The organism is Ohessyouella blattaphilus (assembly GCF_024721265.1).
GTDB classification, from domain to species: domain Bacteria; phylum Bacillota; class Clostridia; order Lachnospirales; family Lachnospiraceae; genus Aequitasia; species Aequitasia blattaphilus_A.
On record NZ_JAMXOC010000023.1, the window covers coordinates 37,998 to 52,294 of the forward strand.

A 14,297-nucleotide genomic window follows, 5' to 3' on the forward strand; every position below is an offset into this window, starting at 1 on the left:
TTTAATCCCCACACTTATAAAAGCCTGTAAGCTTTGTATATAGAGGGGTAAAACCACTTATCAACATATCCACAGCCCCTATTACTAATAAGACTATTAATTTTATATATATATTTATATATTTAGAGCTCGAAAGGAGTTATACACAAATGAAGATTTTATGTAATAAAGCTGATTTGTTAAAAGGAGTTAGTACCGTTTCCAAAGCTGTTCCTTCAAAAACAACTATGCCTATCTTAGAATGTATCTTAATTGATGCTACAAGTGCTGTTATTAAGTTAACGGCTAATGATATGGATTTGGGAATTCAAACAGAAATAAAAGGAACGATTGTGGAAAAGGGTATGATTGCCATTGATGCTAAGATTTTTTCAGAAATTGTTCGTAAGCTTCCTGATAGCGAAATTAGTATTGAGACAAATGATAATCTCCAGACGACAATTACCTGTGAAAAAGCCAAATTTGATTTAGCTGGTAAATCAGCAGATGAGTTTTCCTTCTTACCTAAGATAGAAAAAGATGTATCAATTAACATATCGGAATTTACTTTGAAAGAAGTTATTAGACAAACACTCTTTTCCATCGCTGATAATGAGACGAATAAATTAATGACCGGTGAGCTCTTTGAATTTAGTGGCAGTACACTAAGAGTAGTATCGCTAGATGGACACCGTATTTCTATTAGAAAAATTGAATTAAAAGAAGATGTAGAAAGTAAGAAGTTAGTTGTGCCAGGAAAGACCCTTAGTGATATTACAAAGATAGTTTCTGGAGAAATCGATAAGGATGTAGTGTTATCTTACACAAATAACCACATTGTCTTTGAATTTGATAATACTACCGTAGTTTCCCGTTTGATAGAAGGTGATTATTTTAAAATTGATCAGATGCTATCAAATGACTATGAGACGAAAGTTAAAATTAATAAAAGGGAATTTTTAAATTCAATTGATAGAGCTACCTTATTTGTTAAAGAAGGAGATAAGAAGCCAATTATTTTAGATATTGGTGAAGAAGCGATAGAGCTTAAAATAAAATCGCAAATCGGTTCCATGGATGAAAGTATCAACATCGAAAAAGAAGGAAAAGATTTGATGATTGGTTTTAATCCTAAGTTTTTAATCGATGCTCTTCGCGTGATTGATGAAGATGAGGTAACGCTATATCTGATGAATGCGAAAGCACCATGCTTTATTAAAGATGAGAAAGAAAATTATATCTATTTAATCCTACCGGTTAATTTTAATGTAGGTGCATAAAGAAGGAAAAAATTATGGAAATTATTCATTTACGAGATGAGTTTATCAAACTAGGCCAAGCTCTAAAAGCAGCTGGCTTAGTTTCTTCGGGTGTAGAGGCAAAGGATGTCATAATTGATGGCCAGGTAAAGGTAAACGGCGAGGTGGAAATGCGCAGGGGTAAAAAACTTTACCCAGGAGACCTGGTAGAATATGACGGAGAACAAATAAAAATTGAAGATTAAACAGCTTAAATTAAAGAATTTCCGTAATTATCATTTTTTAGAGCTTGCATTTGATGAGCATATTAATATTTTTTATGGAGATAATGCCCAAGGAAAAACCAATATCCTAGAGGCCGTTTATTTGGCTGGAACTACCAAATCTCATCGTTCCACCAAGGACCGAGATATGATTGGTTTTGGTAGTGATGAAGCCCATCTGGAATTACTGGTTAATAAAAATGATGTGGACTATTTGATTGATATGCATTTAAAAAAGAATAGTCCTAAAGGAATTGCCATTAATAAAATTCCTATTAGTAAAGCGAGAGAATTATTTGGAATAGTAAACTTTGTTTTCTTTTCTCCGGAGGATTTGAATATTATTAAGAATGGACCGGGAGAGCGGCGGCGATTTATCGATTTTGAACTATCCCAATTAGATAGGGTTTACCTTAGTGATTTAACAAGTTACAACAAGGTCATTAATCAGCGGAATCATCTGTTAAAGGATTTGAAATATAACGAGTCCTTGATTGATACATTAGATATCTGGGATGAGCAGTTGGCTGAATACGGTGAACGCATCATAAGTGCGAGAGATAAATTACTTAAGCGCTTGGGAAAAATTGCCGGAGCGATTCATTATAAGTTAACGGGTGAAAAGGAAAGTCTAAAAATCTATTATGAGCCCAGTAATCACAAGGTTCCTCTTAAAGAGGTTTTAAAGAAAAATAGAGAAAGAGATATCTATCATAAAAGTACTACTGTTGGACCTCACAGAGACGATATTTGTTTTGAAATAGAGGGTATTGATGCTAGGGTATATGGATCCCAGGGTCAACAAAGAACAGTAGCTCTTTCTTTGAAATTAGCGGAAATTGAATTGATTAAGAGTTATACTAATCAAAATCCAATTTTGCTTTTAGACGATGTGCTTTCAGAGCTAGATGAGAAAAGACAAAATTATTTATTAGATAATATAAAAAATATTCAAACTCTGATTACATGTACAGGGTTAGATGAATTTGTAAATCATCGTTTTGCTGTTAATAAGGTGTTTATGGTAGATGATGGCAATGTGGTGAAGGAAAACTAGGAGGAGTAACATGGGTACAGACAAAGTGCAACATGAATATGGTGCAGACGAAATTCAAATACTTGAAGGGTTAGAGGCGGTTAGAAAGCGTCCAGGTATGTATATTGGAACCACCTCATCACGAGGTTTACATCATCTTGTATACGAGATTGTGGATAATTCGGTGGATGAGGCTTTAGCCGGCTACTGTGATGAGATTAAGGTAACGCTTAATAAAGATAATTCCGTGACTGTAGAAGATAATGGTCGTGGGATTCCCATCGGTATTAATAAAAAAGCTGGAATACCTGCAGTAGAGGTGGTCTTTACCGTACTTCACGCCGGCGGTAAGTTTGGCGGTGGCGGCTATAAAGTATCCGGCGGTCTTCACGGAGTTGGTGCGTCTGTTGTTAATGCTCTTTCTAATTGGTTGGAAGTAGAGATTTTCCATGAGGGAAAAATCTACAAGCAAAGATATGAAATCGGAAAAGTAGTTAAAAAATTAGAAGTAGTAGGAGAGTGTGATCCTAGTCGCACCGGTACAAGGGTAACCTTCTTACCGGATGGTTCTATTTTTGAAGAGACTATTTTTGATTTTGATACTTTAAAACAGCGTTTCCGGGAAATGGCCTTTTTAACAAGAGGCTTACGAATCACCCTAACCGATAACAGAGGGGATGAGGTTGTCGAGAAAAGCTTTCACTACGAAGGCGGTATTAAAGAGTTCGTTACGTACTTAAACCGCAGTAAAACAGAACTTTATAACGATGTAATTTATTGTGAGGGAATCGTCAATGGTGTGGCTGTAGAGGTAGCTATGCAGCATAATGATTCTTATCTTGATAATACGTATGGATTTGTCAATAATATTACCACTCCGGAAGGCGGAACCCATGTAGTTGGTTTTCGTAATGCTTTGACGAAAACTTTTAATGACTATGCTAGAAAGAATAAATTATTAAAGGAAAACGAACCAAATTTATCTGGTGAAGATATTAGAGAAGGTTTGACAGCGATTATCAGCGTTAAGATTGAGGATCCGCAGTTTGAAGGACAAACGAAGCAAAAGCTTGGAAATAGTGAAGCCAGAGGTGCAGTTGATAGTGTTGTTAGCAATCAGTTACAGATTTATCTAGAGCAAAATCCGGCTGTTGCGAAAATGACGGTGGAAAAATCAGTGATGGCGCAGCGGGCGCGAGAAGCTGCTCGTAAAGCGCGAGATTTAACCAGAAGAAAGTCTGCTTTAGATGGTTTAAGCTTACCTGGTAAACTAGCGGATTGCTCAGATAAAAACCCAGAAAACTGCGAAATCTACATTGTCGAGGGAGATTCGGCTGGTGGTTCGGCAAAGACAGCTAGAGATAGGGCAACTCAGGCTATTTTACCTCTGCGTGGTAAAATCCTCAATGTGGAAAAAGCTCGTCTTGATCGAATTTATGCCAATGCTGAGATTAAGGCGATGATAACGGCTTTTGGTACTGGTATTCACGATGATTTCGAAATTGAAAAGTTGCGTTATCATAAAATAATTATTATGACCGATGCGGATGTTGATGGTTCTCACATTAGTACCTTGCTGTTAACCTTCTTATATCGTTTTATGCCAAACTTAATTAAAGAGGGTTACGTCTACTTAGCACAACCACCGCTTTATAAATTGGAAAAGAACAAGAAGGCTTGGTATGCCTATAGCGATGCTGAGCTAGACGAGATTTTACAAGAAGTAGGCCGAGATGGTAATAATAAAATTCAGCGTTATAAAGGTCTAGGAGAGATGGATGCAGAACAGCTTTGGGAAACGACCATGGATCCTGAGCATCGGGTGCTTCTGCGAGTAACGATGAATGAAGAGGCTTCTTCGGAATTAGACTTAACGTTTACGACGCTAATGGGTGATAAAGTAGAGCCTCGTCGTGAATTTATCGAAGAAAATGCAAAATACGTTAGAAACTTGGATGTATAGGAGGAAAAAAGATAAATGGAAGAGAATATATTTGACAAAGTCCATGATATAGACTTAAAAAAGACGATGGAAACCTCCTATATCGATTACGCTATGAGCGTTATCGCTTCAAGAGCGCTACCAGATGTTAGAGATGGCTTGAAACCAGTACAAAGAAGAATCCTGTATTCGATGATCGAGCTTAATAATGGTCCGGATAAGCCTCATCGTAAATGTGCGCGTATTGTCGGTGATACCATGGGTAAATATCACCCTCATGGTGATAGCTCTATTTACGGCGCTTTGGTTAACCTAGCACAGGAGTGGTCTACCAGATATCCTTTGGTTGACGGTCATGGAAATTTTGGTTCTGTGGATGGTGACGGGGCTGCGGCCATGCGTTATACAGAAGCGAGAATGAGCAAGATATCCACAGAGTTAACGGCAGATATCAATAAGGATACCGTAGATTTTACCCCTAACTTTGATGAAACGGAAAAAGAACCAGCGGTTTTACCAGCTCGTTATCCGAATCTCTTAGTAAATGGTACTTCGGGTATTGCGGTAGGTATGGCTACGAATATTCCACCTCATAATTTAACAGAGATTATTAATGCCGTTGTTAAAATTATCGATGACCATATTGAAGAAAATGGTGAGACGGATTTAGAAGATATTTTACAGATTGTAAAGGGACCTGATTTTCCAACTGGTGGTGAAATCCTCGGTAATAGGGGATATGAAGAGGCGTATCGGACTGGTCGCGGTAAGGTAAGAGTTCGTGGTATTACGAATATTGAAACTCTAGCAAATGGTAAGAGCCGTATTATTATTACAGAACTTCCCTACATGGTTAATAAAGCTCGCTTAATCGAGAAAATTGCTGAGTTAGTTAGGGATAAGAAAATAGACGGTATTACGGAACTTTCTGATCAGAGTAGCCGGGAAGGCATGCGAGTTAGTATTGAGCTTAGAAGAGATGCTAATGCCAATGTAATTCTCAATCAGCTTTATAAGCATACTCAGCTTCAAGATACGTTTGGCGTGATTATGCTGGCTTTAGTAAATAACGAGCCGCGGGTTATGAATCTACTAGAGATGCTTAACCACTATTTAGCTCATCAAGAAGAAGTCGTAACGAGAAGAACTCAATATGAGCTTAATAAGGCAGAAGAAAGAGCTCATATTTTACAAGGGTTATTAATTGCTCTTGACAATATCGATGAAGTTATCAAAATCATCAGAGGTTCAAAGAACGTTGCCATCGCTAAAGAAGAGTTGATGAAACGCTTTGAGCTTTCTGAAGTGCAAGCCCAAGCAATTGTGGATATGCGTCTTCGCGCCTTAACAGGTTTGGAGAGAGAAAAGCTAGAAGGCGAATACAATGAATTGATGGCAAGAATTGAAGAATTAAAAGCTATCTTAGGGGATCGCAAATTACTTCTAGGCGTAATTAGAGAAGAAATTATCGTTATTCGCGATAAATATGGTGATGCCAGAAGAACATCTGTCGGCTTTGATGTATACGATATCGAAATGGAAGACCTTATTCCTCGTTCAGATGTGGTTATTACCAAGACGAAATTAGGTTATATCAAGCGGATGTCAAATGATACTTTTAAAGCCCAAAACCGTGGTGGTAAGGGGATTAAGGGCATGCAGACCATTGATGACGATTACGTAGAAGACTTGTTTATGACCAGTACCCATGATTATATTATGTTCTTTACGAATAGAGGACGGGTTTATCGTTTGAAGGGCTATGAGATTCCGGAAGCAGGAAGAACCGCTAGGGGAACAGCTATTATTAACCTGCTGCAATTGCAGCCAGAAGAGAAGATAACGGCAATTATTCCGATAACCGATTACCGCGAAGGCTGGTATCTATTTATGGCTACCAAGAAGGGTCTAGTTAAGAAAACCTCCATTACCGATTATGCAAATGTGCGTAAGACAGGGTTGGCAGCGATAACCCTTCGGGATGAAGATGAACTGATTGAAGTGAAGTTTACTGATAATGAGAAAGACGTTTTATTAGTAACTAAGTACGGTCAGTGTATTCGTTTTAATGAAAAGGATGTTCGTTCTACCGGTAGAACCTCGATGGGTGTAAGAGGTATTAACCTCTCTGATGGCGATGAAGTTGTGGGTATGCAACTATCGGTTCAGGGTGAATACTTACTAATTGTTTCCGAAAAGGGTATGGGAAAACGTACACGGGTAGATGAATTTACTTCACAAAATCGTGGTGGTAAAGGCGTTAAGTGTTACAGAATTATGGAAAAAACTGGAAATGTGGTAAGCTTTAAGGCTGTAGACGATGATGATGAAGTAATGATTATCAATACAGATGGAATAATTATACGGATGCGCTGTGGCGATATTTCTACCTTAGGCAGAATTACCTCAGGCGTTAAGTTGATTAACTTAGGCGACACCACAAAAGTGGCAAGTGTTGCTAAGGTAAGATTAAAAGAAGAAGAATCTGATGATGAATTACAAGCACCAGTAGAGACAGATAGTGAAGAGGGACAGGTTTAAAACCAATTTGGGACGGAGTTTTTCGAAAGAAAACTCCGTCCCAAATTGAAAAAAAGTGTGTCCCCTATAGTAAAGTGGCCACATATTCTACTGTATCAGCGACCATAGTCGTGCAATGAGCCTTTCTTTCGGGAGAGGCTTTTTCCATGCCCTTTGTGAGGACGCGGCAACAGGTAGAACCATGGGTTTCTTTAAAGTGCTGGTGCAGTTTATTTGTAAGTTCGAAGACTTTAGAGTTGTCCTCACCAGGTTTTCTGCGACCGTAAACGTAGCCGAGACACATGGTGCCGCCAGCGAGGGCGCCACAGATACAACCTCCGCCTCCTAGACCCCAAGGAAATCCTGAACTCATAGCGATTGCATCGTCAGGAATAGCCAAATCAAAGTGTTTGCGAATAGCATAGATTACGGCCTCAGAACAAGCAAAGCCGTTATTGAAAATATCTATAGCATCAGCCTTTAAGGCTTTCATATCAACATCTTTATTCATAGTAAAATACCTCCTAATCTGAAGACAGTGTACTCCCTTTTCTCAGTTTTTTCCACTTTTTGAAAAAAAATCGACATTTTACAACATGTAAAAAGCATTTTATGACAATTTAAACTACTAAAGTGCTTTCTATTGTACTATATAAAAAGAAATATTAGCTATGATGGTTCAAAAGATAAAGTCCTAGGGCGCACATTCTCTGGATAAAGGGAATAGCCTCATAGTTTTTAGATGACCATTTGAGAGATGGAATGAGGGAGCCGCGTTGATGGACACCTTTTGGAAAAAAGGTACCATGTGCGCCCGACAACCGGCCGTAGAAAAACAAATAGGTATAAGTTGACATAACTACCTCCTGAATACAAAGCGTGAGGACTCTTTAGTAGATTACTACCGAAGAGTCCTTTAGCTTTGCATTAAAGAATGCTTGTGTTAAAATTGAGGTACTAAATGTAATTAAGGAGCGTAAAGATGAAAAGAATTATCTTAATGGTTTTCAAAAATATATTAATCCTACCATATATTTGGATTAAACTCTGTTATTATGCCAGTCATGTGGATAAGTATACGGAGGAGCAGCGGTATAACTATTTAGACTATATTGTAAAACACGCAAATAAAGGTGGAAACGTAACTATTGCCGCGTTTGGACAAGAAAACATTCCTAAAAAAAGTGGATTTATGTTTTATCCAAACCATCAAGGACTATATGATGTATTGGCGATTATTGAAGCGTGTCCAATTCCCTTTTCTGTGGTGGCAAAAAAAGAGGTGGAAAATATTCCTTTATTAAAACAGACTTTTAAGTGTATGCAGGCGTTTATGATCGATCGGGATAATCCACGTCAAGGTTTAGAAGTCATCTTAAACGTTGTTAAGGAAGTAAAAAAGGGACGTAATTATTTGATTTTTGCTGAAGGAACTCGTTCAAAGGAAGGAAATAAAGTACAAGATTTTAAAGGTGGGAGCTTTAAAGCAGCCACGAAAGCAAAGTGCCCCATTGTTCCGATTGCTCTAATCGATTCGTTCAAGCCTTTTGACCGAAGTACTACGAAACCTGTAACTGTTCAGGTTCACTTCTTAGAACCGATACCTTATGAAGAATATAAAGACTTGCATACAAATGATATTGCGAGAATGGTTAAGGAACGAATTGAAGCAGTGATTGCTGAATATGAAAGCAGGTAGGAGATAATATTATGACTCGCGAAGAGATTATTGAGTACTGTCTTACCTTTCCTCTGGCATATGAGGACTATCCCTTTGCTAAAACAGCGACGGATAAAGAAAGTACCGTAATGCGGCATCAGGAAAATAAAAAGACGTTTGCGATTATAATGATACACGATGATAAATTGTATTTAAATTTAAAATGTGATCCGCTTGAAGCTGATTTTCTGAGACAGAGCTTTAAAGCACTAGTACCAGGATGGCATATGAATAAGGAGCACTGGAATTCGGTGATTCTCGATGAATTTTGTGATGTGCCAGTTGAAGAAATAAAGAGGATGATTGGCAATAGCTATGATCTAATAAAACCGCGTTTAAGGAAGTCCAGGATAAAATAATAAAAAGCGATTGACAAGGAGTGATTTACTTTAGTATAATTACCCTTGCTGGAGAAGTACTCAAGAGGCCGAAGAGGCGCCCCTGCTAAGGGTGTAGGTCGGGTGACCGGCGCGAGGGTTCAAATCCCTCCTTCTCCGTTTTCAAAAGTCCGTTTTTACGGGCTTTTTCTTTTTCTCTAGTTGAATTGAAGCTATAATTGGATAATGTTGTTCGTTTATCAGAGTGCCCAACCTGAGCTCTTATGTAATTAAGGAAACTCCTTGGTCTAAGAGCTTTAGGCGGCAAGTAAACCGACCATGTTGGTATAATGAGATAAATGTGCATTTTTAGGAGGCGGATATGAGATATAAAATCAGAACCATATTAGAGGGAGAAGATCGCTTGCTTGAAGATTTTTTGTATGAAGCAATTTTCGTGCCAGAGGGGGCTGCTGCACCACCCAAATCAATTATCAATCAGCCAGAATTGCAGATATATATAAACGACTTTGGGAAGAAAAAAGACGATATAGGTTTATTTGCAGAAGTTGATGAAAATGCTGTCGGTGCTGTTTGGGTACGCATTATGAATGACTATGGGCACATAGATAATGATACGCCATCTTTTGCAATTTCCCTATATGAAAATTATCGGGGATTGGGAATAGGCACTGCTTTGATGAAAGAGATGCTTCGTATTCTAAAAGACAGAGGGTATAAACAAGCATCACTTGCCGTGCAAAAGGCAAACTATGCTGTGAAAATGTATAAAAAAACAGGTTTTGAAATTGTGGATGAAAATGAGCAAGAATATATCATGATTTGTCGATTGTGATAATTTAAATCCCAGCTTATAAACCCCTGCCAGCCGCAAAGGTCAGCAGGGGTTCGTTGTATCAATTCGCTTATCACGTGGTATTAATACACCCTTTCGGAGTTTTTTTATATACCTAGAAGAAAAAAAGGTCTTCAAACTTCTTGTCCAAGGCAATGCAAAGAACAAGTGCTAGCTTTGCTGTTGGATTGAATTGACCGGTTTCAATGGAGCTAATTGTGTTACGTGAAACACCGACAATTTCCGCAAGTTGTGCCTGTGACAATCCTTTTTCTGCCCGAACTTCTTTCAGATTGTTTTTCAAGATTAATGTATCTTTCATATCGTTATCCTACATCACCTACTTGCAATTTGGAAAAGCCATACGCTTAGCCATGCAGACGAGCCAATAAACCAGCAGATTGCCTTCTGTGCATTATCGTTATAATAGTGCCTTTATTTAGGCTTCTCTTAATGATATAATTAGACAAATTTGAATTTGTAAAAGAAAGGGTGTTTTGTTATGGAAGATATATTTTTCGCCATTATTATGGGGGTAGTGGCTTTAATATTCATAGTTCTCGGATATTTGTTATGGGTTAAGCAAAAGATAAGTATTCTACATGATTATCATTATACCAAGGTTAAAGAAAATGATAAAAGAGCATATACGAGAGTTATGGGAATTGGAATGATTGTTATTGGTATCGGATGCTTGTTGTCTGGGATATATAGTTTATTTATTTCAGGAGCGAAGAGTGGTATTTTATTTTTTGTTTTCTTTTTAGGAATTGGTTTATTAATAATGTTATATGGACAAATAAAGTATAATCATGGATTATTTTAGGGAGAACTTGTAATTTGAAGGGAGTGAATGTGGACAAAAAAATAATAATGGAGAGAGGGATAAAGATATGACAAGAATAAAGAGAGTTAATAGTTTAAAAAGAACTTTGTTTAATATGATTTTTTTATATTTGCTCCCAACCACTACAATCATGATAACGGCAGCCAGTTGGAATAAGTCATATGAATCTTTAACCATAAGTATAATTCCTATAATGTTGATAATTTGGTTTGTATCGTTAATGATCAGTGTTCTCTATTCTATAATAGGTAATTCAGGAAAAAGTGAGCGAATGAGCGTAGGAAGAATTGTTTTCTACTGCACTTCAACAGCATTTTGGATGATGTGTTGCTTTGTGGTTCTATTTTCAAGAAGTATTCTGTTGGGAGGATTTCACGCATCGTAACAAAAAAGTCTGGGAAACCCCAGACTTTTACTTTTAGTCATTCCTATTAAATTTTTTGCCATTTCCCCATTCCCAACTTCCACTAGCACCGAGTGCGAAGTGAGCTTTAGCGATTCCTAAATCAATTGCCATAGCGTGAGCTGAGATATCACTGACAGAAGCGGTAACAAGGTCATCCCGATAAGTAAAAGTTACGGGTTGGCGATTCATTGCTGATGGAGCCAGTTGCACAGCTTCTATTCCTTTTACAAACCATTCCGGTGGCTTCTTTTCTATAAAGTAAAGCAGAGTACCACGTCCATAAAACTTGCATGGGCGCGGGTGAATGCTACTGATTTTTAATATATTCTTGTACTAGAGAGAGGCTTTGCTCGCTAACAGTAGCAACAAAATAACTACTCGACCAAAAGTAAGGTTTCCAGTAAAACCTCCCTACTTCTGTAGGATAATCTCGCCTGGCAAATCTTGCTGTCTTGGTTTTTAGCACATTTACAAATTCTGTAGGCGCCATTCCTGGAGTCGCTTCAAAAAGTAGATGTAGATGGTCTGCCTCTCCGTTTAATTCTAAGATATTGTAACCTCGCTCCGTGCAGATATCTTCAATCAACTTGTAGACATAGTTTTTTACTGGACCAGTCAAGACTGGTTTTCGGTATTTTGTAACCAGAACAAGATGATATTGAAGAAGAAAACACGAGTGCCGATACGTGTAATAAGGTTGATTATCTTTCTCGAACATTTGTTCTGTTTCTTCTTTACGTCCGCCTTTGTTAATGGTACAATTACACTATAGAAACAAAGGGGTATCAAGAGGTTTAGCCATATGTATAAATCAAAGCAAATATTAATATCTAAGAGGAAAGAACCAGAACTATATACTTACCTTGAAGACTTAGGATTTCTTGCTAAGAGTCTTTACAATGCGTCTTTGTTTCGTATACGACAAAACTTCACCGGCAGAAGGAAAGAAGTTCTTTCAGAAAATGAAGAGTTTGTAGCAGAAGAAATCAGGCAAGTCTTAAGTCGTTATCCCCATCTGCAAAAGCCTAAGTCTGTACTTACTTATACCTTCCTTGAGAAGTTAATGCGAGTAACCGAGAATCCAGATTTCTTTGCAGGACTTCCCATGCAAAGTGCACAAGCGGTAGTTAAGCAAGCCGTTACGGATTTTAATAACTGGTTAGCAGCTAAGAAGGACTACTGGAATCATCCCCATAAATACTTAGGGGAGCCGCAGATGCCAAGCTATAAGAAGGGAGAGTTCTGCTCCTTTCTTTTTACAAATCAAGACTGTGTTCTTTACGCCAGGGAAGATTGCACCGAAGGCGCTAACCTTAAGTTCCCTAAGAAGAAGGGATATTATCTTCTAGCAAGCTTGCCACTAGATGCCAAGCTAAAGATGGTTCAGGTTTCTCGGTGCTACGATTCTTATAAGCTCGGCATTGTACTAGAATTTCCAGAACTAGAAGTCTGTACTGGCGAAAGAGTGGCCGCCATTGATTTTGGGATTAACAATCTTGCAACCATAGTATCCACAGGTGATATTTGCCAAGTATACAAGGGCGGGATTATCAAATCAAAGAATCAATGGTTTAATAAAGAACGAGCTAGGCTTACATCCATTATGACAAAAGGACATCAAGTAAAGCAAAGAGTGTCCTCAAGGCGACTTACGAGGTTAAGTAAAGATCGCCATTTATTTATCCAAGACTACTTTCACAAAGTAAGTAGGGATATCGTCAACGCCTGTGTAAAGGATGGCGTAGGAACGCTAATTCTTGGAGTTAATCAGGGATGGAAGCAAGAAGCAAATCTAGGAAAGGCAATGAATCAGTCCTTTACCCAGATTCCTCTAGGCATACTTAAAGAAATGATACGCTACAAAGCCGAGTGGGCAGGAATCTCTGTGTACGAACAGGAAGAATCTTATACTTCAAAAGCAGATTTTCTGTCGAGTGATGCCATGCCAGTGTATTCCAAAAAGCAAATGAGTGATCCTTTGCCAATTTTTAGCGGTAAACGAATCAAAAGAGGTTTATATGCTTCTGGATCAGGTGTCGTTTTAAATGCGGATGTAAACGCAGCGGCTAACATAATGATAAAAGCGATTCCAACATCTTCTCTAGAGATAAAACGAGAAACATTAGAATCGCCTAAGGTTAGTAATCTTCGAGATTTAAACTGTAAAAGTATTCCGGTCAAACGGATAGTGGCGGCATGAGACCGCCTTCATGGCACGAACAGCCTGTACAATACAGGTTCGAAAGACGAAAGTGTTACGGCTAGTAAAGTAAGTCGAAGACTTACATCCTTGTTTGCACTTCGGTGCACAAGATACCACTTCCAAGCATAGGCATTGGGAGTTGGTTATTCATATAAGTAAGTTCCTCTATGGATTTTGTCTTTCTGTGTGCGACTTTACGAATCAATCTTTCCTTCATTTTAGGCCCTTCAACATATCCGATGGTAATTGCAAGAGCAATGTATTCATCTTCAGCTAAGGGGATGGGTGCAGATTTTGTATCGTACATTCCCATCCAACAGGTTCCTAGTCCAAGAACCGTAGCTTCTAATACAACAAGTTCTCCATAATATCCCAGCTTTTCTTCAGAATATGAATCCTTTTTATCGGCAATCATCAGAATTACATTTTTCACACCACTAAATAGACCATAGTGTGACTTTAAGTTACCTTCATAAATTTGCATACGATATCCTGGGCCAGAATAACGTTCAATAATCATCTGTAGTGATGATTGATCTTCATCTGTCAGCGGAGTAGGTTGATATGTTCTGCGTGATATACGCCTTTCTACTATTGGTAATAAATCTATAACGGGTCTCCTTATTTTTTGTATTTCAATTGTAACATACCAAATAATAAAAAAATGTATAAAAGAGTATCTACATGTTGTAAATAATAAATCTAAAACCACAATTTATAGCGCTATTCAAGTATTACTTGATAAAAGCAAAAAAACTTTCAAAAAACCCTTGACACTTAGCGATTGAAAATGATACTATGTCTAGGCTGACTCGTGAGAGACAGTCGCTCGCAAGAGCAAAACAGAACCTTGATAATTGAACAATAGACAACAAACCTGAAAATTTTTAAGAGAAAATTTTTAAGAACACGAGAGAAATGATTTATCATTTTTCTCACCCAAAATTAA

Annotated in this window: 15 protein-coding genes and 1 tRNA gene; 11 read left to right on the forward strand and 5 right to left on the reverse strand. The window is 37.9% G+C overall.

From position 1 onward, the window contains the following. Positions 1–149: 149 nt before the first annotated feature. The 5 genes from dnaN to gyrA are packed head-to-tail and all read left to right on the forward strand — an operon-like array spanning position 150 to position 7,020. Entirely contained in the window at positions 150–1,259 is a 1,110-nt protein-coding gene (gene dnaN, locus NHH16_RS12760; RefSeq protein ID WP_262069995.1) for a DNA polymerase III subunit beta, read from the forward strand. 14 nt (positions 1,260–1,273) lie between these two features. Continuing rightward, positions 1,274–1,483 carry an RNA-binding S4 domain-containing protein gene (locus NHH16_RS12765; protein WP_262069996.1) on the forward strand — a complete coding sequence of 70 codons (210 nt, stop codon included), beginning with the start codon at positions 1,274–1,276 and terminating at the stop codon, positions 1,481–1,483. Then, positions 1,473–2,558 (forward strand): DNA replication/repair protein RecF, encoded by a 1,086-nt coding sequence (gene recF / locus NHH16_RS12770; protein ID WP_262069997.1) that lies wholly within the window; start codon positions 1,473–1,475, stop codon positions 2,556–2,558. The genes NHH16_RS12765 and recF overlap by 11 nt, the downstream gene beginning before the upstream one ends. Before the next feature lie 10 nt (positions 2,559–2,568). Beyond that, positions 2,569–4,500 carry a DNA topoisomerase (ATP-hydrolyzing) subunit B gene (gene gyrB / locus NHH16_RS12775; RefSeq protein ID WP_262069998.1) on the forward strand — a complete coding sequence of 644 codons (1,932 nt, stop codon included), beginning with the start codon at positions 2,569–2,571 and terminating at the stop codon, positions 4,498–4,500. A gap of 15 nt (positions 4,501–4,515) precedes the next feature. Further along, positions 4,516–7,020, forward strand: coding sequence for a DNA gyrase subunit A (gene gyrA, locus NHH16_RS12780; RefSeq protein ID WP_262069999.1), 2,505 nt, complete (start codon positions 4,516–4,518; stop codon positions 7,018–7,020). Positions 7,021–7,084: 64 nt separating this feature from the next. On the opposite strand, the gene NHH16_RS12785 is transcribed toward gyrA, so the two are convergent. Continuing rightward, on the reverse strand, positions 7,085–7,510 hold the full coding sequence (locus NHH16_RS12785; RefSeq protein WP_262070000.1) for a C-GCAxxG-C-C family (seleno)protein: 426 nt from the start codon (positions 7,508–7,510) through the stop codon (positions 7,085–7,087). Positions 7,511–7,981: 471 nt separating this feature from the next. Here NHH16_RS12785 and NHH16_RS12790 point away from each other — a divergent pair, with 471 nt between their 5' ends. From NHH16_RS12790 to NHH16_RS12805, 4 genes are all read left to right on the forward strand, one after another. Continuing rightward, positions 7,982–8,698 carry a lysophospholipid acyltransferase family protein gene (locus NHH16_RS12790; RefSeq protein ID WP_262070001.1) on the forward strand — a complete coding sequence of 239 codons (717 nt, stop codon included), beginning with the start codon at positions 7,982–7,984 and terminating at the stop codon, positions 8,696–8,698. An 11-nt stretch (positions 8,699–8,709) separates the two neighbouring features. Further along, on the forward strand, positions 8,710–9,078 hold the full coding sequence (locus NHH16_RS12795) for an MmcQ/YjbR family DNA-binding protein (protein ID WP_275982236.1): 369 nt from the start codon (positions 8,710–8,712) through the stop codon (positions 9,076–9,078). A gap of 50 nt (positions 9,079–9,128) precedes the next feature. Next, positions 9,129–9,216, forward strand: a tRNA-Ser gene (locus tag NHH16_RS12800). Between the two features lie 202 nt (positions 9,217–9,418). Next, a complete protein-coding gene (locus NHH16_RS12805) occupies positions 9,419–9,892 on the forward strand; it encodes a GNAT family N-acetyltransferase (RefSeq protein ID WP_262070002.1) in 474 nt (157 codons plus the stop codon). Positions 9,893–10,007: 115 nt separating this feature from the next. Here the strand turns inward: NHH16_RS12805 and NHH16_RS12810 are convergent, their stop codons facing one another. Beyond that, positions 10,008–10,214 carry a helix-turn-helix transcriptional regulator gene (locus NHH16_RS12810; protein ID WP_262070003.1) on the reverse strand — a complete coding sequence of 69 codons (207 nt, stop codon included), beginning with the start codon at positions 10,212–10,214 and terminating at the stop codon, positions 10,008–10,010. A gap of 180 nt (positions 10,215–10,394) precedes the next feature. Here NHH16_RS12810 and NHH16_RS12815 point away from each other — a divergent pair, with 180 nt between their 5' ends. Then, positions 10,395–10,718, forward strand: coding sequence for a DUF3784 domain-containing protein (locus tag NHH16_RS12815; protein ID WP_262070004.1), 324 nt, complete (start codon positions 10,395–10,397; stop codon positions 10,716–10,718). Between the two features lie 439 nt (positions 10,719–11,157). On the opposite strand, the gene NHH16_RS15780 is transcribed toward NHH16_RS12815, so the two are convergent. Both NHH16_RS15780 and tnpA read right to left on the reverse strand, forming a co-directional pair. Continuing rightward, positions 11,158–11,469: a nitroreductase family protein gene (locus NHH16_RS15780; protein ID WP_316043939.1), complete on the reverse strand. Its 312-nt coding sequence runs from the start codon at positions 11,467–11,469 to the stop codon at positions 11,158–11,160. Next, on the reverse strand, positions 11,453–11,863 hold the full coding sequence (tnpA, locus tag NHH16_RS12825; RefSeq protein WP_262070005.1) for an IS200/IS605 family transposase: 411 nt from the start codon (positions 11,861–11,863) through the stop codon (positions 11,453–11,455). Before tnpA ends, NHH16_RS15780 begins: the two co-directional genes overlap by 17 nt. Positions 11,864–11,947: 84 nt before the next feature. Here tnpA and NHH16_RS12830 point away from each other — a divergent pair, with 84 nt between their 5' ends. Continuing rightward, on the forward strand, positions 11,948–13,345 hold the full coding sequence (locus NHH16_RS12830) for an RNA-guided endonuclease InsQ/TnpB family protein (protein WP_262070006.1): 1,398 nt from the start codon (positions 11,948–11,950) through the stop codon (positions 13,343–13,345). Positions 13,346–13,427: 82 nt separating this feature from the next. Here the strand turns inward: NHH16_RS12830 and NHH16_RS12835 are convergent, their stop codons facing one another. Continuing rightward, a complete protein-coding gene (locus NHH16_RS12835; protein ID WP_262070007.1) occupies positions 13,428–14,060 on the reverse strand; it encodes a nitroreductase family protein in 633 nt (210 codons plus the stop codon). Between the last annotated feature and the right edge of the window lie 237 nt (positions 14,061–14,297).